Source organism: Mycobacterium florentinum, from assembly GCF_010730355.1.
GTDB lineage: Bacteria > Actinomycetota > Actinomycetes > Mycobacteriales > Mycobacteriaceae > Mycobacterium > Mycobacterium florentinum.
The window spans coordinates 1,690,091-1,710,544 of record NZ_AP022576.1; the positions used below are offsets into that span (position 1 = coordinate 1,690,091).

Below are 20,454 nucleotides of genomic sequence, written 5' to 3' on the forward strand. Positions count from 1 at the left end.
TTATCCGGCCGCCTGGATGCGTGCCCACGGCCGCGCCTCTTCGAGTTCGTAGGCCAGTTCCAGCAGCAACGCGTCCTGCCCCAGGTCCGCGGCGAGCATCATGCCGACCGGCATACCCTCCGCCGACTGGGCCATCGGCAACGAAATCGCCGGGTCTCCGGTGACATTCTGCAGCGGTGTGAACGCCACCCAGTCGATCAGCCGATCCATGACCTGCTGGTACTCGGTGGGCGCCAGGTGACCGACTCGCGGGGTCAGGTCGGCGAGCGTGGGGGTCAGCAGCGCGTCATAGGTCTGGTAGAAATCCGCGCTGCGCCGCCGCATTCTGCGCAGTCGCATGATCGCCCCCGGCAGCCGGTGCAGGTTGCGGCCGGTGTGCCGCTCCAGGCCGAGCGTCAAGGCGTCCAGCCGGGTGCGGTCGAACGTGTCGCCGAACACGCGCCGCCCGGTGCGCACCTGCATCAGCGCGAGAAATCCCCAGTACAAGACGAAGTCGTCCACGAAGCTGTCCGGCACCGGGTGGTTGTCGATGTGTTCGACGCGGTGTCCCAGCTCTTCGAGCACCCCGGCGGTCTTGAGGGTCAGCTCCCGCAACTCCGGGCCGCACTCGCGCCGGACCGAACGAGTGGCCACCGCGATCCGCAACCGCTGCCGGCCCGGCCCGGTGACGTCCCCGATCGGCGCCAGCTTGGAGTTACGCCAGATGCGTTCGGCTTCCCGATAGAACGCCGCGGTGTCGCGCACGGACCGGGTGAGCACGCCGTTGGCGACGATGCCCACCGGCATCCGGCGCAGCTCCGCGTCGAGCGGCAACCTGCCGCGCGACGGCTTGAGACCGACAATCCCGTTGCAGGCGGCCGGAATTCGGATCGAGCCGCCGCCGTCGTTGGCGTGTGCGATCGGCACCACTCCGGCCGCGACGAACGCGCCCGATCCCGACGATGAGGCCCCGGCCGTGTAGTCGGTGTCCCATGGGTTGCGCACCGGCCCCAGGCGGGGATGCTCGGCGGCCGCGCTGAACCCGAACTCCGACATCTGGGTTTTCCCCAGCGGCGTCGGCCCGGTGGCCAGATACACCTGAGTGAATTCGCCGTCGGCAACGGCATTGCGCGGCGCCCACGCATCGGCGCCCCGCATCGTCGGCTGGCCCGCCACATCGACGTTGTCCTTGAGGAACGTCGGCACCCCGCTGAAGAAGCCAGTTGCGGGTGTGGCCGACGCGGTCGCCCGCGCCCGCTCAAATGCCTTGTACGCCAAGCCGTTCAGGGCAGGGTTGACGGCCTCGGTGCGAGCGATCGCCGCCTCGACTACCTCGGTTCTGTCGGCCCAGCCGGCCCGGATGGCATCGCTGAGGCCAATGGCGTCGAGATCACCGAGGGCGTCGTCACCGAAAGCGTGCACGCGTCGCATGGCACTGACGCTAGCCGCTGACGCTGGGCGCTTTAGGCCTGACCCACCTCGAAGCGGACGAACCGGGTCACCGTGACACCGGCCTCGTCGAGCAGGGCCTTGACGGTCTTCTTGTTGTCGGACACCGACGGCTGCTCGAGCAGCACGGCGTCCTTGAAGAAACCGTTCAGCCGCCCCTCGACGATCTTGGGCAGCGCCTGTTCCGGCTTGCCCTCGGCCTTCGCGGTCTCCTCGGCGATGCGCCGCTCGCTGGCCACGACGTCCGCGGGCACGTCCTCGCGGGTGAGGTAGCGCGCCTTGAGCGCGGCGATCTGCAGCGCCACGGCGTGCGCGGCCTCGGCCCCGTCGCCGGTGTACTCGACGAGCACACCCACGCCCGGCGGCAGGTCCGCTGCGCGCTTGTGCAGGTAGGTCTCGACGGTGCCGTCGAAGAAGGCGGCCCGGCGCAGTTCCAGCTTCTCGCCGATCTTGGCGGACAGGTCGGCGACGGCCTGCTCGACCGTCTTGTCGCCCACCGAAGCGGCCTTGAGCGCGTCGACGTCGGCAGCCTTGGATTGCGCTGCGGCGGCGACGATCTCGTCGGCCAGCTTCTGGAACTCCGCGTTCTTGGCGACGAAGTCCGTCTCGCTGTTCAGCTCGATCAGCGCGCCGTCCTTGGCCGCGACCAGACCCTCGGCCGTGGCGCGCTCGGCACGCTTGCCGACATCCTTGGCGCCCTTGATCCGGAGTGCCTCGACGGCCTTGTCGAAGTCGCCGTCGCTTTCGGCCAGCGCGTTCTTGCAGTCGAGCATGCCGGCACCGGTGAGCTCACGAAGACGCTTGACGTCGGCAGCGGTGAAGTTCGCCATATCAGCCTTCCGTGGGGGTTGTTTCGGTTGCAGCTCCAGCGGCGTCGGTGGTGGCTGTGGTGGTCGCGGTCGTGGTCGCCGAAGCCAGCAGCTCCTGCTCCCACTCGGCGAGCGGCTCGGCGGCCTCCGCGTCGGGCTTGCCGTCGCTGCGGCCCGCGCCGGCGCGGGCCTGCAGGCCCTCGGCAACCGCGGAGGCGATCACCTTGGTCAACAGCGCGGCCGAGCGGATCGCGTCGTCGTTGCCCGGAATCGGGTAGTCGACCTCGTCGGGGTCGCAGTTGGTGTCCAGGATCGCGATGACCGGGATGCCCAGCTTGCGGGCCTCGCCGACGGCGATGTGTTCTTTGTTGGTGTCGACGACCCAGATCGCCGACGGCACCTTCGCCATGTCGCGGATACCGCCGAGGCTGCGGTCCAGCTTGTTCTTCTCGCGGGTCAGCATCAAGATTTCCTTCTTGGTGCGGCCCTCGAAGCCACCGGTCTGCTCCATCGCCTCGAGCTCCTTGAGGCGCTGCAGCCGCTTGTGCACGGTGGAGAAGTTGGTGAGCATCCCGCCCAGCCAGCGCTGGTTCACGTACGGCATGCCGACGCGGGTGGCCTCGGCGGCGACGGACTCCTGCGCCTGCTTTTTGGTGCCGACGAACAGCACGCTGCCGCCGTGGGCGACGGTTTCCTTGACGAACTCGTACGCCTGATCGATGAAGGTCAGCGTCTGCTGCAGGTCGATGATGTAGATGCCGTTGCGGTCGGTGAAGATGAACCGCTTCATCTTGGGATTCCAGCGACGGGTCTGGTGCCCGAAGTGGGTGCCGCTGTCAAGCAGCTGTTTCATGGTCACGACGGCCATGGTGATGTGATTCCTTTATGTCGGTTGTCGCCCGGCGACGGGTGTAGCCGGACCCTGGCGTCTGCTGCGATGCCGGACCCTGTTACGGGACCGCCCGGCACGCGATGCGAACTCCTAGTGGAACGGGAGACGCGGGGCAGACGCGCGAAGTCAGCCCGCGAACGAGCTGCGTCGAGCAGTTTACACCGACTCAGCTGGTGCTTTTTCCCCAGCACGTATCCACAGTGCGGCGGGTGTGCACAGATTGGGCAAACGCGGGTGGCCGTGTCGCCGAAGCCACGCTGAACTCGTGGGGTGCGATGGGCGGCGCTGATCGTGTGCGTGGTGCTGATCAGCGCATCCCCGGCGGCGGCCGAGGACGTCCGGCTGCAGTGGCCGCTGCGGCCGGTCCCGACGGTCGTCCGGGGCTTCGACGCGCCCTCGCCGAACTGGAAACCCGGGCACCGCGGCGTGGACCTGGCCGGACGTCCCGGCCAGCCGGTGTACGCCGCCGGCAGCGCCACCGTGGTGTTCGCCGGGCTGCTGGCGGGACGTCCGGTGGTGTCACTGGCTCATCCCGGCGGCTTGCACACCAGCTACGAGCCGGTGCGTCCCGCCGTCCGGGTGGGCCAGCAGGTGAGCGCGCAGACAGTGCTCGGCGAGCTGATGGCCGGGCACCGCGGGTGCCGGGCCTCGCGAGCTGGAAGGGCGTGTCTGCACTGGGGCGCGATGTGGGGTCCGGCGTCGGGCGCCGAGTACATCGACCCGTTGGGCCTGCTGAAAGCCACCCCGGTACGGCTCAAGCCGCTCGACGGCTAGGTCCGGCGCGTCAGTTCGCACTCAACGTCGCGGGAGGCGCGCTAGGCGCGCGGGTGGGCCTGATCGTGCACCGCCCGCAGCCGCGACACCGCGACGTGGGTGTAGAGCTGGGTGGTCGCCAGGCTGGAATGTCCCAGCAGCTCCTGCACCACCCGCAGGTCGGCGCCGCCTTCGAGCAGATGCGTCGCGGCGCTGTGCCGCAGGCCGTGTGGCCCCATGTCGGGCGCGCCGTCCACCGCGGCGATCGTCTGGTGCACCACGGTGCGGGCCTGGCGGACATCGAGCCGGCGGCCCCGCGCACCCAGCAGCAGCGCCGGCCCGGAATCCGCGGTGACCAGGGCGGGGCGCCCGTCGGCCAGCCAGTCGCGCAGCGCCTCGGCGGCCGGCACCCCGTACGGCGTGGTGCGCTGCTTGTTGCCCTTACCGAGGACTCGGACCGTCCGCTGGCGGGTGTCCACATCGTCGACGTCCAGGCCGCACAGCTCGCTGACCCGAATCCCGGTGGCGTACAACATCTCGACGATCAGCCGGTCCCGCAGGGCCAGCGGATCTCCTTGTTCGGCACCGGATTTCGCCGCGGCCATGGCGTCGAGGGCCTGATCCTGACGCAGCACGGCCGGCAGCGTGCGGTGCGCCTTGGGCACCTGTAGCCGCGCGGCGGGGTCGACGGTGAGCAATCCGCGCCGAACCGCCCACGCGGTGAACGTCTTGACCGCCGAGGTGCGGCGGGCCAGCGTCGTGCGGGCGGCCCCGGCCTGCGCTCCGCTGGACAACCAGGTGCGCAGCAGCGGCAGGCTCAGGCCGTCCAGGGCCGCGCCGTGGCCGTCGAGAAACGCGAACAACGAGCGCATGTCGCCCAGATACGCGCGACGAGTATGCGCGGAACGCAGGCATTGCAGTTCCAGGTACTCGTCGAACTCCTCGAGAATCGCCTGCACTCCCCCACGGTCGCAGGCGCAGCGCGCCGCCCTTAGCCGACGCGCCGAAGCGTGTCCGGGGTGAGATCTTTCAGCGCCGGATAGCCGTCGACGGCCATGATCAGGTCCGCTTCGGCGAGCAGGGTGCGCAGCACATGCACGATGCCGTCGACGCCGCCCAGCGCCAACCCGTAGGCGTACGGCCGGCCGATCCCCACCGCGGTCGCACCCAGCGCCAGCGCCTTGATCACATCGGCGCCGCTGCGGATCCCTGAGTCGAACAGCACGGGCAGCCCGTCGGCCGCCTCCACCACCCCGGGCAGGCAGTCCAGTGCGGGCAGACCGCCATTGGCCTGGCGGCCGCCGTGGGTGGAGCAGTAGATGCCGTCCACGCCGCCGTCCTTGGCGCGCCGGGCGTCGTCGGGGTGGCAGATGCCCTTGACCAGCAGCGGCAGCTTGGTCAGCGACCGCAGCCAGGGCAGGTCATCCCAGGTCAGGGGGTTTCCGAACACCTGAGCCCAGCGCAAGATGGCGCCCTGCGGGTCTTCCTCGGGTGGGCGTTGCAGGCTGGCGCGAAAGACCGGGTCGCTGAAGTAGTTGTTCAGGCAGTGCCCGCGCAGCTGCGGGAAGTTCGAGGTGCGCAGGTCACGCGGGCGCCAGCCGGTCACCCAGGTGTCCAGGGTGACAACGATGCCCTTGAATCCGGCCGCCTCGGCGCGCTGGACGAAGCTGGCGGCCAGATCGCGGTCGGTCGGGGTGTAGAGCTGGAAGAATCCGGGGGTGTCGGCGAATGCGGCCGCGATGTCTTCCAGCGGGTCGACGGTCAGCGTCGAGGCGACCATCGGGACGCCGGTACGCGCCGCCGCGCGTGCGGTGGCCAGGTCGCCGTGGCCGTCTTGAGCGCATAGCCCGATGACGCCGATCGGCGCCATGAACACCGGCGACGGCAGGGTGTGGCCGAACAGCTCCACCGTGAGATCGCGATCCCTGGTCGCGTTGAACATGCGCGGGATCAGACCCCAGTGATCGAACGCCTCGCGGTTGGCCCGCTGGGTGCGTTCGTCGCCGGCACCACCGGCGACGTAGGACCACACCGAGGGCGGCAGGGCCTGCTCGGCCCGGGCCTCCAACTCCGCGAAGACCATGGGTAGCGTGGGCACCACCCCGGCCAGGCCCTGGAAGTAGATCTCGTTCTGATAGTCGCCGAATGCCATGGGATCGAGAATGCCAGGCGGCCGTCAGGCTGACGAGCTTGCCGACTCCGCCTCGGCCAGTTCCTTCTTCCACTGCCGGAAGGTCTCTTCGGTGCGGCCGCGTCGCCAGTAGCCGGAAATCGACGACGCCCACTTCGCGTCCACGCCACGATCTTTGCGAATGAAGGGCCGCAAATTGTGCATGACGGCTTGGGCTTCACCGTGGATGAAGACGTGCACCTGCCCGGGCAGCCACAGCGTGGTAGTGACCGCCTCGATCAACGGGGCGAAATCGCCGGCGCGATCGTCGCCCACCAGGTCGGCGCGTCCGCCGCGATAAACCCAGTTGACCTGCACGCCCTCCGGCGCGGTCAAGTCGATTTGGTCGTCGGGGCCGGACACTTCGATGAACGCCTTACCAATTGCGTTGGGGGGCAACGCTTCCAGAGCGGTAGCGATGGCCGGCAGCGCCGACTCATCACCGGCCAGCAAATGCCAATCGGCCGCGGGGTCGGGTGTGTAGGCCCCGCCGGGGCCCATCAGATAGATCACCTGACCGGGCTGGGCCGACGCCGCCCAGGCACCCGCCACACCGTGCTCGCCGTGCACCACGATGTCCAGCGAGATCTGGCAGGCCGCGGCGTCGACCTTGCGAACGGTGATCGTCCGGACCGACGGGCGTTTCTCCGGGGGCAGAACGGCAAAGCTGTCCTGGGTCAGCGGCTGGGGCAACCCGGCCACGTCGATGTCGTCGGCGACGAAAACCAACTTGACGTAGGAGTCGGTGAAGTTGCTCGGCACGAAGGTGTCGAACTGACTGCTTCCCAACGTCACACGCCTCATGTGCGGCGTGATTTGTTGCGTACCGACGACTTCGAAACGTTGAAGTGGTCGTCCTGCCACGTGTCCTCCTGTTCCGACCCGGCCCCAGCCGACTATACGAGCCGGGTCGCCGCCGCAGGTCGGCCGCCACCGCGGCGCGCAAATGCGCCGTTATGCGCGTCAATATCCGGACAATGGGGGGTATGAGCGAGGCCGAGGGTCTGGACATTCCGCCATTGGCCGTCGCGGACGTTGTCCGGAGGCGTGAAGCCGCTGCTGGTGTTGGCGAAGATTCGCGGCATCATGGACGCCTTCACGTTGTCCGAGCCCGAGTTGACGCTCGGCGAGATTCGCGCCCGGACCGGGTATCCGACGTCGACGGTGCAGCGACTGGTGGCCAATCTGGTGGCCGAGGAATTCCTCGATCGGGTCGGCGACCGGTTCCGGATCGGGGCTCGCATCGCGTATTGGGCGGCGCCGGTCGCAAGCAGCATGGGCTTGCTGGACGCGGTGTCACCGGCGCTGGAATCGTTGCGCGACGCCAGCGGTGAGACGGCGTGCTTCTTCCGCCGCGAGGGACATTTCCGGGTGTGCGTCGCCATCGCCGAGAGCCGCCACGGAATCCGTCGCGAGATGCATGTCGGCAAGATCATCCCGCTCTACGTCGGCTCGGCGGGCCGGGTGTTGATGGCGTGGGATGACGAGGCCTTGCAACAGGTGCTGGCGTCCGAGTTGGTGCGGTTCACCGAGTCGACCGTCGTCGATCCAGAGATGTTGCGCACCAAGGTAGAACAGACGCGACGCATGGGCTTCGCGATCACCAGCGGTGAACGCGACGAGGGCGCCACCGGTGTCGCGGCGCCGGTGTTCGATTCACACGCTCGCGTACTGGGCGCGCTGATGATCAGCGGGCCCAGCTTTCGTTTCTCATCCGAGCTCGCAGAACTGTGGGCCGACAACGTCGTCGGCGCCGCCGACCAGGTGACGCGCACACTCGGCGGTCGACTGCCGTATTGAGCTAGCCCGCGAAAGGCGGGCGCGCCATCACCGTCAGGCGCAGGCCGTATCTGGGTGTTCGGAGTCCCCCGCCGTCTCCCCCACCGGCGCGTGGCAGGCCACCGATAACGTTTCCGCTTCCCACCCCTGCATCCGGCGCTTCTCGGATATTGCTGATCGCATGCGGCGTCGCGGCGTGCTCCGCTCCCACCAGGCTGCCGTTGGCCCAGACCGGCGGAACCGACAAACTCCCGACCGTGCCCGCGTTGCCAAGGCCCGCGGCAACCGCACTGCCACCACCGATTAACGCCGGGGTCGCAGCGGGTAGGGCGGCGGGCACGGCAGCAGCAGCGGCCCCGCCGAGTGCGCCGGTGGATTTCGCGATGGTCATAAAGGTGTTGGCGATGCCGGCGGAGAAGAAGGGCAGGCCCTCGGTGTTGTAGAACGTGGTGGAAAACGGCGCATAGAAGGTAAAGAGATCACCCAGCCAACCCAGCGGACCAGTGGTCAGCGCGTCCTTCACCGGATCATCCGCCGGTGCGGCAGCCTGCATACCGGTGGCCAGCTTTCCCAACGCCGAGGTGATGTGGCTCATCCTGCTCTGCAACGAATTTTGCGCCGTGCCCGCCGAGGTGCCGGCGGCCGCGGTGACCGCGGATTCCTGGTTTCCGGTACCGGCCGGGTTGGTCATGCGGGGTGCCGAGGTAAACGGTTTGACCGCCGAGGTGTTCGCAGCTTGGCCCGCATAGTTGTACATCGTGGCCGAGTCGGATGCCCACATCTCCCCGTACTGGGCTTCCAAAGCTGCTATGGCCGCGGTGTTTTGGCCCAGCACGTTGGTGGACAGCAGCTTCGTCAGATTGACACGGTTGGCCGCGATCACCGGCGGCGGCACGATCGCGGCATGCGCCGTCTCGAAGGCCGACGCAGCGGACATGGCTTGACTTGCCGCATGCTCGGCCGCAGCGGCAGTGGTCCTCATCCATTGCACATAGGGGGTGACGGCGTCGGCCATCGATGCCGAGGCCTGTCCCAACCACTCCTCACTGGACAACGTGTTCACCACCCTGTCGTAGGCTAAGGCGGCCGAATTAAGCTCAGCGGCAAGGGTATTCCACTCAGAAGCCGCCCCCATCATCGACGACGAGCCCGCACCCGAGTACATCAGCTCCGAGTTGATCTCCGGTGGTAACGCCCCAAAGTCAAGCATTACGAGCCCCTTAACCAGCAGCGATCGCGTTAGCGGCCTCGGTGGCCGCATACGATCCCGAGCTGAAATCCAATGCGTTGACAAACATTTCGTGAATCGCCATCGCCTGTGCACTGAACTGCTGATACAGCTGTGCATGGGCTGCAAACTGCGCCGCGGTCAGTATCGACACGTGGTCCGCGGCAGCGGGAATCACCCCCGTGGTCGGTGCCGCCGCCGCCGCATTCTGAGCCGCAAGCGCCGAGCCGACAGCCCGCAATGCTCCAGCCGCTGCCGTCAACGCTTCCGGTTGCGCAGTAACAAAGGACATGTGATCTCCTTACTCAATAACCTTCCGGCTCAATGAGCCTCGAGAGTTTTCGGTACCGACAGCGAGTGGATCGCATTTCGGACGATCACATTCGTAGGCTTTGGCATTCGAATTGCGTTTCGGGCCATGGCGTTATCCGGCCGATGGTGGACGAGCAGTAAAGCGGGGGCGAAATCCGTATTCGCGGGGCGGTAAGCCGCCGCGGCCACGTCGGCCGCGAGCCGGCACTATCTGGCGGAGCAGGGACTCTGGTCCGTTCGACGGCCCGCCGACACCCCCGATGCCGCTCGCCGCGACGATGGGCTCTGCTGCTGCCTTGGGTGCTGTCGCGGACCAGCTCGTCGGCACCGATAGCGCACCAATCTTGGTTGACGAAGCCAAATTTGCCGAGATCAGCCCACCGCCGAGGTGGACCGGCGCGGCAAGGGCGGGCGTTGCGGAGAAACCAACTGCGGCCCCGGCGGCGAGGTGCTCGGGCCACAGCGCACCGATCTGCTGGAAAATCAGAGATCCCACATAGATCATCGGCCAGTAGATAACGTCCAGGGGGCCGAACAGAAGTCCCTTTATCTGACTGGACAACATATTGATGATGTCGTTGAGCGATGTCTGCGTCGCCGTCGGTGCGTCGGTCCCCGCCGCTTCGGCCGCGGCCGCAGCGACCGCAGCTTGCTGTTGGGCCAGTCCGGTTTGGTCGGTGGTCTGGGTCGGTTCGGAGAACGGGGCCAATTGCGAAGAAGTTGCCACGAAGCCGGCATAACCGTTCATGGCGGCGGCGTCTTGCGCCCACATCTCGGCGTAGCCGGCCTCGGTGGCGGCGATCGCGGGCGTGTTCTGACCCAGAAAGTTCGTCGCGATGAGCATCAGCAGCTGCGCGCGGTTCTCGGCGATCGCCGCCGGTGGGACCGTCATCGCAAACGCCGCGTCGAAGGCCGACGCGACCGCCTTGGCCTGATCGCTGGTCTGCTCGGCCAGCGCCGCGGCCGCGCTGAGCCAAGAGATGTAAGGGGTGGCCGCCTCCAGCATGGATCTCGATGCCGGGCCGAACCATGACGAAGAGGTCAGCTCGGCCGTCACCGACGAATAGCTGGCCGCGCTCGATGCCAGTTCGGCCGCCAGGTAATCCCAGGCCGCGGCCGCGGCCATCATGGGCCCCGGTCCCGCACCGGCATACATACGGGCCGAGTTGATTTCCGGCGGTAGGGCGCCAAAGTCGAACACCGCTACTCCTGGCCTGTCATGCGGGGTTGATTTCCTCGAGGCTGCGCCGCGATGTGCGCGGACCCAGCATGAGGACGGCCGCGATGACGACGGCCAGAGCGGTTGCCACGACGGTGAACATCGCACCGGCGCCGTAGTGCTCCAAGATGGGAATCAGAACGAAAGGTGAAGCGCCACTGGATAACCGAGACAGCGAGTACGTCCATCCCACGGCCGTCGCGCGCACGCTGGTCGGGAAAATCTCCGCCTGATACACGTGATAGACGTTGGAAAAGATGTTGCTTGTCGCGGTGGTCAAGAAGCCGAACAGCACGATCAGGGCGACCGATGACTGCGTGGCGAACAACAGACCGAACACCGCGACGGCCACGATCGAGCCGACCAGCAGAAACTTGCGCTCGAACCTCGCCAACAGCGGGATCGCTATCAGGGAACCGATGGGATATCCCACAAACGACAACGCGCTGAACAGCATTGAGGACGTGACGTCGTAGCCCCGACTGACCAACACCAGCGCGGCCAGGGTGCCGAAGCCGTAGTAGCCGTAGGTCTGAAACAAGTGGAACACCGTCAGCATCGCCAACCGGCGGCTATACGGGGCCCGGCGCAACAACACCAGTCCCGATTGAGTTGGCCTCCCGACGCCGGCGCGGGTGGCGCCGGGAGGAGTACTGGTTTGCGCCGCAATCGCATTCGACCCGGCCGCAAAGATTTTCAGTGTCCGCTGCGCCTCCTCGAGCCTCCCCGCCGACGCAAGCCAGCGCGGCGACTCCGGCAACCAGCGGTTGAGGACGAACACGATGACGGCACCACCGGCGCCGAGGGCCAGTAGCCAGCGCCACCCCGCGATGCCCAGCGGCGAGTGCTGGGTCAACCACCACGCCAAAAATGCTGCGAACGGCACGGCGAGGAACGAACAGGTGTAGGCGTAGGAGGCCATCCGGCCCCGATGCTCTTTGGGCAAGACGTCGGCAAGGTAGGAGTCGGCCACCGGATATAACGCGCCGATCCCCACGCCGGCCAGGAATCGTGCGAGCACCAAGAACGCGGTGTCCGGCGCGAACGCGCCCGCCAGCGAGAAGGCCGAAAACCAGCTGAGCCCGACCAGGAACGCTTTGCGGCGACCTATCCGGTCGGCGAGCCGGCCGAAGACCGCGGCGCCGATGAACATGCCGATGAACGATGACGCCAGCACCAACTTGAGCGCGGTACCCCGGACACCGAAGTCGTGGCTGAGCGTGGCGCTCAGGGTGCTGGACAAAAAGATTTCGTACATCTCGAAGAACAGGCCGAGGCCTACCGCAACGACGACCTTGCGGTGCGCCGCCCCGACGGGCAGGCGATCCAATTGCGCACCGACAGAGTCGGTGGTCACTGCCGCGATCGGCGATGCGGTCATTCCTAGCCTCTCGTCATCGAGAGCCCGCTGCTGTCGCTACGGGTCTTACAACGTGGTTTGTCACTTGCATTGTGAGCCAAGCAACAGTGTCCGACTGTAGCGGCTCCGGTCACCGGATGGAAGGGGCTCTTGCCGTATTGTGGGTATCAATGCACGATGTGGGTTACAGAGAGGAGTCCAGTGAACAATGCCAATGGGCCGCTCGACCGAGTACGCGTCCTCGAGCTGGGCAATTACATCGCCGCACCCACCGCGGGCCGGCTACTGGCCGATTTCGGCGCGGAGGTCATCAAGATCGAGCGGCCGGAGACTGGTGACGAGTTACGCACCTGGCGGCTGTACTCGGGAACTACCTCCATGCTGTTTCGCACCATCAACCGCAACAAGAAATCGGTGGTGGTCGACCTCAGGAGCGAGCGGGGTCAGGCGATCGTGCGCGATTTGGCCCGCAGCTGCGACATCGTGCTGGAGAATTTCCGCCCGGGCACCCTGGAACGGTGGGGCATCGGCCCGGACGAGCTCGCCGCGCAGAACCCCGATCTGATCATCGTGCGGGTGTCCGCCTACGGGCAGACGGGCCCGCGCCGGCACCAACCGGGTTTCGCCGCGGTGGCCGAAGCAATGGCCGGTCTGCGCGGGCTCACCGGCGAACCGGACCGTCCACCGGCACGCACGGGCGTGTCCATCGGTGACTCGATCGCCGGCATCTATGCCGCGTTCGGCGCGCTGGTCGCATTGCATCAACGCCAAAAAGACCGTGTCGCAGGACGTTCCACGTCGGCGGCCGACCGTACCGTGGACGTCGCGCTGACCGAGGCGATCTTCTCGGTGATGGAATCGTTGGTTCCGGAGTACGACGCCTACCACGTCACGCGGACCCGCACCGGCGGGCGCATGGAAGGGATCGCCCCTTCGAACGCCTACCGGTGCGGCGACGGACGCTGGGTGGTGATCGCCGGCAATGGCGACGGGATCTTTCGCCGGTTCATGAACCTGATCGGCCGGGCCGACCTGGCCGAGAGTCCGCGTCTGGCCAACAATGCACTGCGCTGGCAGGCTCGCGACGAGCTCGACGAAGCGATCGGCGCGTGGACGGCCACCCAGCCTGCGGACAAGGCACTGTGGGCGCTCGAGGGCGCCGGCGTGCCCGCCGGCCCGATCAACACCGCCGCCGACATCAAGGCCGACGAGCAGTTCCTGGAGCGCGGCATGATCCAGCACCTGCCGGTGTCCACCGGCACCGAGTTCCTGCCCGACGTGGCATTCCCAGGCATCGTGCCCCGGATCGGCGAGGGTGCGCGCCCGATCCGTACCCTCGGCCCGGATCTCGGTGAGCACACCGAAGAAATACTTGGCGCCGCCGCGGCGGGACCGGACCTGAACCCTCCCAATATCGAGGAGTTGACCGGATGACGACCTCGGCGCAATTGCGCGACGTCACGTTGCGTGACGGCCTGCAGCTCACCGGCAAGCTGCTCGACACGGACACGAAGGTCGAGTTGGCGCGGGTACTGCTGGACTCGGGCGTCGACGCGCTGGAGATCGGGGCGATGGCGCGCCCCGACAAGGTGCCGCCGATGGCCAATACCCTCGACGTCATCGAGGCGCTGACTCCCGAAGAGCTGCAACGGTGTTGGGTGTGGACGGCCACCCCGCGCGGCATCACCCGGGCAATCGAAGCCGGCGCGCGCAACGTCGAATACTGCCTCTCGGTCAGCGACCAGCACAACTACGCCAACGTCGGGCGTACCACCGAGCAGAGCATGGCCGCGCTGCCCGAGGCCGTCGACTTTGCCGCGGTCGCCGGTGCCCGGCTACAGCTGTCGCTGGCCACCTCGTTCACCTGCCCGTACCGCGGGGAGGTCGATCCGCAACGCGTCGTCGACCTGGTGCGCGACAGCCGCGCGGCGGACATCGCGAGTGTGGTGCTGTGCGACACCCTCGGCCAGGCCACGCCCGAGCAGGTGCGGCAACTCATCAAGCGCGTCCGCGACGCGGCGCCGCAGCACGAGATCGTCTTCCACGGGCACGACACCTGGGGTCTGGGAGTCGCCAACACCATCGCCGCCATCCAGGCGGGCGCCGCGATGGTGGACGGAGCGCTGGGCGGGCTGGGGGGCTGTCCTTTCGCTCCGGGGGCAAGCGGCAACACGTCGACCGAGGATCTGCTGTTCGCGCTGCAACCCTCGTGGCTCACTCCGCCGATATTCGCCGGCATCGTGGCCGCCGGCGGGCGGCTTCTGGAGGAACTCGGCGAGCCGAACCGCTCCCGCGCCGCCGAGGGCGCGCGATCCACCGTCGACGCATTTCCCTGGGTCACGTAGTCTGCATCGGCGCCTCCCCCGCTCGATTGCGGGTGCGAACGATTCGCCAGCACCCACCGTCGCGCTCGGCCAACCCGGCCACCTCGAGGATCGCCAGCGGTCCCAGCACCTGCTCGGGCAGCAGCCCCGAGGCGACGGCAATCTCGTCGACCGTCGCGGCCCCGCGACCGGGCAACGCCTCGTACACCTGACGTTCGGCCTCGCCCAGCCCATCCAACGCCGTTGCGCGCCGGGGTTCTTCGAAGGCGAGTTCGCCGATGCTGCCGACAAGTTCGACGATGTCGTCGGCCCGGGTGACCAGCTCGGCGCCATTGCGCAGCAGCGCGTGACAACCCGCCGACGCCGACGAGGTGACCGGCCCGGGCACCGCGGCCACCACCCGGCCCAACGCCCGCGCCCAGGCGGCGGTATTCGCGGCGCCGCTGCGCAGACCCGCCTCCACCACCACGGCGGCCCCCGCGACGGCGGCGACCAGGCGGTTGCGGGTTAGAAACCGGTGCCGGGCGGGGCGCAGGCCGGGCGGGTATTCGCTGAACAGCAGGCCGTGCTGACCGATGCGATGCAGCAAAGCCGAATGCCCTGCCGGATAAGGGATGTCGATCCCACCGGCCAGCACCGCCACGGTGATTCCGTCGCTCGCCAGCGCGGCGCGGTGGGCCGCTCCGTCGATCCCGTAGGCGCCGCCGGAGACTACCGCGACGTCACGCTCGGCCAGCCCCGCCGCCAAGTCGGCGGTCACCTGTTCGCCGTAGGCGGTGGCCGCGCGGGTGCCGACCACCGCCGCCGCGCGTGGCGTCACCTCGTCCAGGCGTACGGGCCCCAGCGCCCACAACACCAGCGGCGGCGCGCCGCGCGGCCTCGACCCGGCGGCGCCGCTAAACGCCGAAAACGCGACCAGCGGCCACTCCGGGCAATCTGGCGTGATCAACCGGCCACCGCGACGGGCCATCAGCTCGAGATCCGCAGCTGCGGAGTCTATTTCGCGCCTGGCCGCGGTGCGCCTCGCCAGCTCGTCGCTGACCAATCCGCGCCGGACCCGGTCGGCCGCCTCGACCGGGCCAACGCATCGCACCAGGGCGGCGAGTTCCGGGCACGGCGGCTCGGCCACTCGCGACAGATACGCCCAGGCCGGCCAACTGGGATCGTCGAACGCCCCGGTCATCGTTGTGCTCCCAGCTGCCGGAAGCTCAGCGCTGCGGCCACCTCGTCGAGCCCGGGCGCGCTGCGGCCGGCCAGGTCGGCCAGGCTCCACGCGACGCGCAAAGTGCGATCGAGCCCGCGAATGCTGAGCAGCCCACGCTCGACCGCGAGGCGCAGCGGATCCATTGCCTGACGACCGGGCCGGAATTTTCGCCGCAACAGCGTTCCGCTGACTTCGGCGTTGGTGGTGAAACCGTATGGCCGCCAACGGGCGGCGGCGGTGTCGCGGGCCTGCGCCACCCGCTCGCGCACCTGCGCGGAGGATTCGCCGTCGACGGCGGCGAACGCGCCGGTGCGCACCGAATGCATCTGCACCCGCAGATCCACCCGATCCAGCAGGGGGCCCGAAAGCTTGCCCAGATAACGCCGTTTAGTCGCGGCGGGACACATGCAGTCCTGCGGATCGGCGGGCGCGCACGGGCACAGGTTGGCGGCCAGCACCAACTGGAAGCGGGCCGGGTAGCACGCCACCCCGTCGCGGCGAGCGAGACGAATGAGCCCGTCCTCCAACGGTGTTCGCAACGCTTCCAACGCGCTGACGCTGATCTCGGCACATTCGTCGAGAAACAGCACTCCGCGATGGGCCCGGCTGACCGCCCCCGGGCGGGCCATCCCCGAACCTCCGCCGACGAGTGCGGCGACGCTGGAACTGTGATGGGGCGCCACGAATGGCGGCTGGGTGATCAGCGGCGTGTCCCCGGACAACAACCCGGCCACCGAGTGAATCGCGGTGACCTCCAGGGCCTCACCGTCCGTCAGACGGGGTAGTAATCCCGGAAGGCGTTGCGCCAGCATTGTTTTGCCGATGCCCGGCGGCCCGGTCAGCATCAGGTGATGCGCCCCGGCGGCGGCCACCTCGACCGCGAAACGTGCCTGCGCCTGGCCCACCACGTCGGCCAGATCCCCCGCCGGCTCCGGGCCGGTGGCCCCCGCGCTGATCCGCTCGTCCAACCGGGCCGACCCACCCAGCCAGCTCTGCAGTTGACCCAGCGTGCGGACACCCCAGACGTCGATACCGTCGACCAGGCTGGCCTCGGCCAGGTTGTCCGCCGGGACCACGACGGCGGGCCAACCGTCGCGCTTGGCGGCCAGCACCGCGGGCAGCACCCCACGCACCGGCCGCACCCGGCCGTCCAGCGACAGCTCGCCCAGCAACACCGTCTTCTCCAGGCGTTCCCACGGATTCTTGCGCTGCGCCGACAGCACGGCCGCCGCGAGGGCGATGTCGTAGACCGATCCCATTTTCGGCAGCGTCGCCGGAGACAGCGCGAGCGTGAGTCTGGCCATGGGCCAGCTGTTTCCGCAGTTGGTGACGGCCGCCCGCACCCGGTCGCGCGACTCCTGCAACGCGGCGTCGGGCAGGCCGACGAGGTGGACACCGGGCAGCCCCGAGGTGATGTCGGCCTCGATCTCCACGATGTGGCCGTCGAGCCCGCGCACCGCGACCGAGAACGCGCGTCCCAGCGCCATCAGCCGATCCCCTGCAGGTGGGAGATCTCCGGCGTGCGCCGGCGCCCGACCCGCACCCCGATCACGTCGATGCGGACCGCCGCCCAGCGCCCGTCCTGCCCGGCCAGCCACAGGCCCGCCAACCGCCGCAATCGGCGGACCTTGCGAGGCGTGACGGCGTGCGCCAGACCCCCGTACCCGTCGCCGGTGCGCGTCTTGACCTCCACGAACACCACCGTGCGGGAGGCGTCGTCGGCGGCGATCACGTCGAGTTCGCCGTAGCGGGAGCGCCAATTGCGCTCCACGATGCGCAGCCCCATCCGGACCAGGTATGCCACGGCGAGCGCCTCACCGAGCGCTCCCAGCTCGATTCGGGTCATCGTCTTTTCGGCCTCGCAGGCCTTTGCGGTCGTCATGTGACCAACCTGCCCGCCCGACCCGACATGGCGCCCCGCGACGGGCGCCCGACGGTCACTGCAAGCGCCGGTTATCCCCAGTCGGGTATCCATCCACAGGCGCGGGCGGAATTGATCTGCACCGCAGCGGAATCGGCTACGTGATCCGGTCCGCCCGGGTGTAGACGTTCATCGAGTCGGCGCGCAGGAACGCGACCAGGGTGAGCCCGGATTCCTCGGCCAGCGACACCGCCAGCGACGACGGCGCGGACACCGCGGCCAGCACGGGAATCCCCGCCAGCACGGCCTTCTGCGTGATCTCGAACGACGCCCGCCCGCTGACCAACAGCACCGCACCGGCCAGCGGTATCCGTTCGTGCTCCAGCGCCCAGCCGACGACCTTGTCGACGGCGTTGTGCCTGCCGATGTCCTCGCGGACCATCAGCATCGCGCCTTCGGCGTCGAACAGCGCTGCGGCGTGCAGTCCGCCGGTGCTGTCGAAAACCTTTTGCGCACTGCGTAGTTGGCCGGGCAAGGCTTTGAGCGTGGCGGGTGTGACCGTGACAGGATCGTCGCCCGGTGAAAAGTTGCTGATCACCCGGACCGCGTCCAGTGACGCCTTGCCGCAGACCCCGCACGACGAGGTGGTGTAGAAGTTGCGGGTGACGTCGAGACCGGGTGGTTCCACACCGGGGGCCAGCGTGACGTCCAGCACGTTGTGCGTGTTGGCGCCGTCCTCGCCGCGGCCGCCGCAGTAGCGGATGGTCTGCACGTCGTCGCGGCGCACGATCACGCCCTCGGTGAGCAGAAAGCCTTGCGCGAGTTCGATATCCGAACCGGGGGTCCGCATCGTCACGGTGACCGGGGTGCCGTTGACGCGGATCTCCAGCGGCTCCTCCACGGCCAGGGTTTCGGGCCGGCTGATCGCCTGACCTGCATTGAGGTGCGTTGCGCGCCGCCGCGCGGTTACGTTCCCCACGGCATTGTCACTTCGGCCGAATGCTGAAACCTCACCAAGCCAAACTACATTGGCCCGCGGGCCGGCGGGCAAGCACGCCGCCTGACGTGCACCCATTCGGGCACCGGGTGGTCCCGATTGCTCTAGGGTCGATGTGGCTCGTCGGTCGGGCGAGTATGGGGAACACAGCGGGGAGGGCGTACGTTGACTCGGGCTCGACGGGCGTCGCGCCGGTGCTATTGCCGGAAATGAGGCACGACATGGCAGAGAAATCACCAGGCGACGCGTCGGTGCCGGGCGGCGAGAAGGCCGATCCGGCGACGGTTTTCGCGGCCCTCGCCGAGATCATCTATCAAGGCTCGGACGCCAAGGAGATGTACGCGGCCATCTGCATCGCCGCGACCCTGGCCATCCGCGGCTGCGACCATGCCAGCCTGTTGGTGCTCGACGGCGATCGCTACGTCACCGTCGGCGCCAGTGATGCGATCGCCAGGAAAATCGATGCGATGGAACTGGAAGCCGGCGACGGCCCGTGCCTGGACGCGATCGAGGAGGAGACCCCTCAGATCGATACCGACCTGACGACGCCGTCGCATTGGCCCAAGTTGGCAGCCAGGCTTATCGCGGAGACGCCGGTGCGCGGGGCCATGGGGTTTCGGCTCCTGGTCAACAAGCGCAAGGGTGCTGCGCTGAACCTGTTCAGCGACACCCCCAACATGTTCGACGACGAATCGGCCGGACGGGCGGCGGTGCTGGCCTCGTTCGCCAGCGTGGCCATCAATGCCGTGGCCGAGGGCCAAGACGCCGCCAGCCTGCGCCGGGGACTGCTCAGCAACCGCGAGATCGGCAAGGCGGTCGGCATGCTGATGCTGCTGCACGACCTGACCGAAGACGAGGCGTTCGACCTGCTGCGCCGGCACTCGCAAGCCCTGAACATCAAGCTGGCCGACGTCGCGCGGGAGGTCATCGCACGCCGCGGCGGGCTGCCGCCGTCCAACGGCGAGCAGGAGCTGCCGCCCGACAAATGACCTATTCGGGGAGCCGCAGCTCGGGCTTCTCGACCTCTTCGATGTTGACGTCCTTGAAGGTGACCACCCGCACCTGCTTGACGAACCGGGCCGGCCGGTACATGTCCCAGACCCAGGCGTCGGACAGCCGCAGCTCGAAGTAGACCTCGCCGTCGGCGTTGCGCGGCACCATCTCGACGCTGTTGGCCAGGTAGAAGCGCCGTTCGGTTTCCACGACGTAGCTGAACTGGCCGACAATGTCCTTGTATTCGCGGTAGAGCGAGAGCTCCATCTCGGTTTCGTACTTTTCGAGATCTTCGGCACTCATCTGCTCAGACGTCCTTTTCCCTGCCCGTTTTCCTGACTCCCCGTTCGCGACACGATGGTCGCCGGGCGAGCAGTCTGCCCCCATCTTTCCTCACGAGGGTTCGCCACGCTCGTCCGGAGGGTCCGGTTTGCATTCGGCCACCACCCGCGTGTGGGAACCGTCCCCCGATAGCGAGGCCACCCGCCGGACGTTGATGAACGAATAGCGGTGCTCAGCGCAGGGCCCGAGCCGGTTCAGCGCCGAACTGTGCGCGGCGGTGCTGTAACCCTTGTGGTCGGCGAAGCCGTAGCCGGGGTGGTCGGCGTCCATCGCGACCATCAGCCGATCCCGGCTGACCTTCGCGAGCACGCTGGCAGCGGCGATGCAGGCCGCGGCCGCGTCCCCACCAACCACCGGCAACGACGGCATCGGCAGCCCGGGCACGCGAAAGCCGTCGCTGAGCACGTAGCCGGGGCGCACCGACAGGCCGGCCACCGCGCGCCGCATGCCCTCGATGTTGGCGACGTGCACCCCGCGCCGGTCGACTTCGACCGACGGGATGAACACCACGTGATACGCCACCGCGTAGCGGCAGATCAGCGGGAACAGCTTCTCCCGCATCTTCTCGGTGAGCTTCTTCGAATCATCAAGGGCGGCAAGACTTTCCAGCCGGTTTGGCCCCAGCACACAGGCCGCCACCACCAGCGGGCCCGCGCAGGCGCCGCGGCCCACCTCGTCCACCCCGGCCACCGGGCCCAGCCCGCTGCGGTGCAGTGCGGACTCCAGGGTGCGCAGGCCCGTCGATTTGCGGATCACCGTCCGCGGCGGCCACGTCGTGGCCAC

General features: G+C 68.2%; 19 protein-coding genes and 2 pseudogenes. 5 read left to right on the top strand and 16 right to left on the bottom strand.

Going from position 1 to position 20,454, the window contains the following annotated elements; all coding sequences use genetic code 11:
• The 3 genes from G6N55_RS07975 to rpsB are packed head-to-tail and all read right to left on the bottom strand — an operon-like array spanning position 1 to position 3,105.
• Positions 1-1,410: an amidase gene (locus G6N55_RS07975; protein WP_085226395.1), complete on the bottom strand. Its 1,410-nt coding sequence runs from the start codon at positions 1,408-1,410 to the stop codon at positions 1-3.
• A 32-nt stretch (positions 1,411-1,442) separates the two neighbouring features.
• Positions 1,443-2,258 (bottom strand): translation elongation factor Ts, encoded by an 816-nt coding sequence (tsf, locus tag G6N55_RS07980; RefSeq protein ID WP_085226393.1) that lies wholly within the window; start codon positions 2,256-2,258, stop codon positions 1,443-1,445.
• A 1-nt stretch (position 2,259) separates the two neighbouring features.
• The gene (rpsB, locus tag G6N55_RS07985) at positions 2,260-3,105 is read right to left on the bottom strand and encodes a 30S ribosomal protein S2 (protein ID WP_085226391.1); all 846 of its coding nucleotides are present in this window, start codon (positions 3,103-3,105) and stop codon (positions 2,260-2,262) included.
• A 294-nt stretch (positions 3,106-3,399) separates the two neighbouring features.
• On the opposite strand from rpsB, the pseudogene G6N55_RS07990 reads away from it, so the two are divergent.
• Positions 3,400-3,894, top strand: a pseudogene (locus tag G6N55_RS07990) (M23 family metallopeptidase); the annotation flags it as partial.
• A gap of 50 nt (positions 3,895-3,944) precedes the next feature.
• Here the strand turns inward: G6N55_RS07990 and G6N55_RS07995 are convergent.
• The 3 genes from G6N55_RS07995 to G6N55_RS08005 are packed head-to-tail and all read right to left on the bottom strand — an operon-like array spanning position 3,945 to position 6,916.
• Positions 3,945-4,841 carry a tyrosine recombinase XerC gene (locus G6N55_RS07995; protein ID WP_085226388.1) on the bottom strand — a complete coding sequence of 299 codons (897 nt, stop codon included), beginning with the start codon at positions 4,839-4,841 and terminating at the stop codon, positions 3,945-3,947.
• A gap of 32 nt (positions 4,842-4,873) precedes the next feature.
• Positions 4,874-6,034: a lactate 2-monooxygenase gene (locus G6N55_RS08000; RefSeq protein WP_085226386.1), complete on the bottom strand. Its 1,161-nt coding sequence runs from the start codon at positions 6,032-6,034 to the stop codon at positions 4,874-4,876.
• Positions 6,035-6,058: 24 nt separating this feature from the next.
• A complete protein-coding gene (locus tag G6N55_RS08005) occupies positions 6,059-6,916 on the bottom strand; it encodes a siderophore-interacting protein (RefSeq protein WP_085226384.1) in 858 nt (285 codons plus the stop codon).
• A gap of 183 nt (positions 6,917-7,099) precedes the next feature.
• Here G6N55_RS08005 and G6N55_RS08010 point away from each other — a divergent pair, with 183 nt between their 5' ends.
• Positions 7,100-7,852 carry an IclR family transcriptional regulator gene (locus G6N55_RS08010; protein ID WP_232078945.1) on the top strand — a complete coding sequence of 251 codons (753 nt, stop codon included), beginning with the start codon at positions 7,100-7,102 and terminating at the stop codon, positions 7,850-7,852.
• Between the two features lies 1 nt (position 7,853).
• Here G6N55_RS08010 and G6N55_RS08015 read toward each other — a convergent pair whose 3' ends face one another.
• The 4 genes from G6N55_RS08015 to G6N55_RS08030 form a co-directional block, all read right to left on the bottom strand.
• A complete protein-coding gene (locus G6N55_RS08015; RefSeq protein ID WP_085226382.1) occupies positions 7,854-9,041 on the bottom strand; it encodes a PPE family protein in 1,188 nt (395 codons plus the stop codon).
• 10 nt (positions 9,042-9,051) lie between these two features.
• On the bottom strand, positions 9,052-9,351 hold the full coding sequence (locus G6N55_RS08020; RefSeq protein WP_085226381.1) for a PE family protein: 300 nt from the start codon (positions 9,349-9,351) through the stop codon (positions 9,052-9,054).
• A gap of 132 nt (positions 9,352-9,483) precedes the next feature.
• On the bottom strand, positions 9,484-10,572 hold the full coding sequence (locus G6N55_RS08025; protein ID WP_264001459.1) for a PPE family protein: 1,089 nt from the start codon (positions 10,570-10,572) through the stop codon (positions 9,484-9,486).
• A gap of 16 nt (positions 10,573-10,588) precedes the next feature.
• Positions 10,589-11,971 carry an MFS transporter gene (locus G6N55_RS08030; protein WP_085226379.1) on the bottom strand — a complete coding sequence of 461 codons (1,383 nt, stop codon included), beginning with the start codon at positions 11,969-11,971 and terminating at the stop codon, positions 10,589-10,591.
• A gap of 156 nt (positions 11,972-12,127) precedes the next feature.
• Between G6N55_RS08030 and G6N55_RS08035 the strand changes: the two genes are divergently transcribed.
• A complete protein-coding gene (locus tag G6N55_RS08035) occupies positions 12,128-13,384 on the top strand; it encodes a CaiB/BaiF CoA transferase family protein (protein WP_085226377.1) in 1,257 nt (418 codons plus the stop codon).
• Complete coding sequence (locus tag G6N55_RS08040) at positions 13,381-14,295, top strand: beta/alpha barrel domain-containing protein (RefSeq protein ID WP_085226375.1); 915 nt, start codon at positions 13,381-13,383, stop codon at positions 14,293-14,295. Before G6N55_RS08035 ends, G6N55_RS08040 begins: the two co-directional genes overlap by 4 nt.
• Here G6N55_RS08040 and dprA read toward each other — a convergent pair.
• The 4 genes from dprA to fdhD form a co-directional block, all read right to left on the bottom strand.
• On the bottom strand, positions 14,288-15,457 hold the full coding sequence (gene dprA / locus G6N55_RS08045) for a DNA-processing protein DprA (RefSeq protein WP_085226373.1): 1,170 nt from the start codon (positions 15,455-15,457) through the stop codon (positions 14,288-14,290). The two genes, G6N55_RS08040 and dprA, sit on opposite strands and share 8 nt — an antisense overlap.
• Complete coding sequence (locus tag G6N55_RS08050; protein WP_085226371.1) at positions 15,454-16,965, bottom strand: YifB family Mg chelatase-like AAA ATPase; 1,512 nt, start codon at positions 16,963-16,965, stop codon at positions 15,454-15,456. Before G6N55_RS08050 ends, dprA begins: the two co-directional genes overlap by 4 nt.
• Complete coding sequence (locus G6N55_RS08055; protein WP_085226369.1) at positions 16,965-17,360, bottom strand: YraN family protein; 396 nt, start codon at positions 17,358-17,360, stop codon at positions 16,965-16,967. Before G6N55_RS08055 ends, G6N55_RS08050 begins: the two co-directional genes overlap by 1 nt.
• Before the next feature lie 136 nt (positions 17,361-17,496).
• Positions 17,497-18,318: a formate dehydrogenase accessory sulfurtransferase FdhD gene (gene fdhD / locus G6N55_RS08060; protein ID WP_085226367.1), complete on the bottom strand. Its 822-nt coding sequence runs from the start codon at positions 18,316-18,318 to the stop codon at positions 17,497-17,499.
• Positions 18,319-18,557: 239 nt separating this feature from the next.
• Here fdhD and G6N55_RS08065 point away from each other — a divergent pair, with 239 nt between their 5' ends.
• Positions 18,558-19,325 carry a GAF and ANTAR domain-containing protein gene (locus G6N55_RS08065; RefSeq protein ID WP_085226365.1) on the top strand — a complete coding sequence of 256 codons (768 nt, stop codon included), beginning with the start codon at positions 18,558-18,560 and terminating at the stop codon, positions 19,323-19,325.
• 1 nt (position 19,326) lies between these two features.
• Here the strand turns inward: G6N55_RS08065 and G6N55_RS08070 are convergent, their stop codons facing one another.
• On the bottom strand, positions 19,327-19,632 hold the full coding sequence (locus G6N55_RS08070) for a DUF2469 domain-containing protein (protein ID WP_007171389.1): 306 nt from the start codon (positions 19,630-19,632) through the stop codon (positions 19,327-19,329).
• Positions 19,629-20,454 (bottom strand): annotated as a pseudogene (locus tag G6N55_RS08075) (ribonuclease HII). Before G6N55_RS08075 ends, G6N55_RS08070 begins: the two are co-directional and overlap by 4 nt.

What these genes read in the sequence shown, in the direction of transcription:
- tsf (WP_085226393.1), bottom strand. Translation starts at nt 2,258, where the DNA reads ATGGCGAACTTCACCGCTGCCGACGTCAAGCGTCTTCGTGAGCTCACC.
- dprA (WP_085226373.1), bottom strand. Translation starts at nt 15,457, where the DNA reads ATGACCGGGGCGTTCGACGATCCCAGTTGGCCGGCCTGGGCGTATCTG.
- G6N55_RS08035 (WP_085226377.1), top strand. Translation starts at nt 12,128, where the DNA reads ATGTGGGTTACAGAGAGGAGTCCAGTGAACAATGCCAATGGGCCGCTC.
- G6N55_RS08030 (WP_085226379.1), bottom strand. Translation starts at nt 11,971, where the DNA reads ATGACCGCATCGCCGATCGCGGCAGTGACCACCGACTCTGTCGGTGCG.
- G6N55_RS07975 (WP_085226395.1), bottom strand. Translation starts at nt 1,410, where the DNA reads ATGCGACGCGTGCACGCTTTCGGTGACGACGCCCTCGGTGATCTCGAC.
- G6N55_RS08055 (WP_085226369.1), bottom strand. Translation starts at nt 17,360, where the DNA reads ATGACGACCGCAAAGGCCTGCGAGGCCGAAAAGACGATGACCCGAATC.
- G6N55_RS08015 (WP_085226382.1), bottom strand. Translation starts at nt 9,041, where the DNA reads ATGCTTGACTTTGGGGCGTTACCACCGGAGATCAACTCGGAGCTGATG.
- G6N55_RS08050 (WP_085226371.1), bottom strand. Translation starts at nt 16,965, where the DNA reads ATGGCGCTGGGACGCGCGTTCTCGGTCGCGGTGCGCGGGCTCGACGGC.
- G6N55_RS08000 (WP_085226386.1), bottom strand. Translation starts at nt 6,034, where the DNA reads ATGGCATTCGGCGACTATCAGAACGAGATCTACTTCCAGGGCCTGGCC.
- G6N55_RS08070 (WP_007171389.1), bottom strand. Translation starts at nt 19,632, where the DNA reads ATGAGTGCCGAAGATCTCGAAAAGTACGAAACCGAGATGGAGCTCTCG.
- G6N55_RS08040 (WP_085226375.1), top strand. Translation starts at nt 13,381, where the DNA reads ATGACGACCTCGGCGCAATTGCGCGACGTCACGTTGCGTGACGGCCTG.
- G6N55_RS08020 (WP_085226381.1), bottom strand. Translation starts at nt 9,351, where the DNA reads ATGTCCTTTGTTACTGCGCAACCGGAAGCGTTGACGGCAGCGGCTGGA.
- rpsB (WP_085226391.1), bottom strand. Translation starts at nt 3,105, where the DNA reads ATGGCCGTCGTGACCATGAAACAGCTGCTTGACAGCGGCACCCACTTC.
- G6N55_RS08065 (WP_085226365.1), top strand. Translation starts at nt 18,558, where the DNA reads ATGGCAGAGAAATCACCAGGCGACGCGTCGGTGCCGGGCGGCGAGAAG.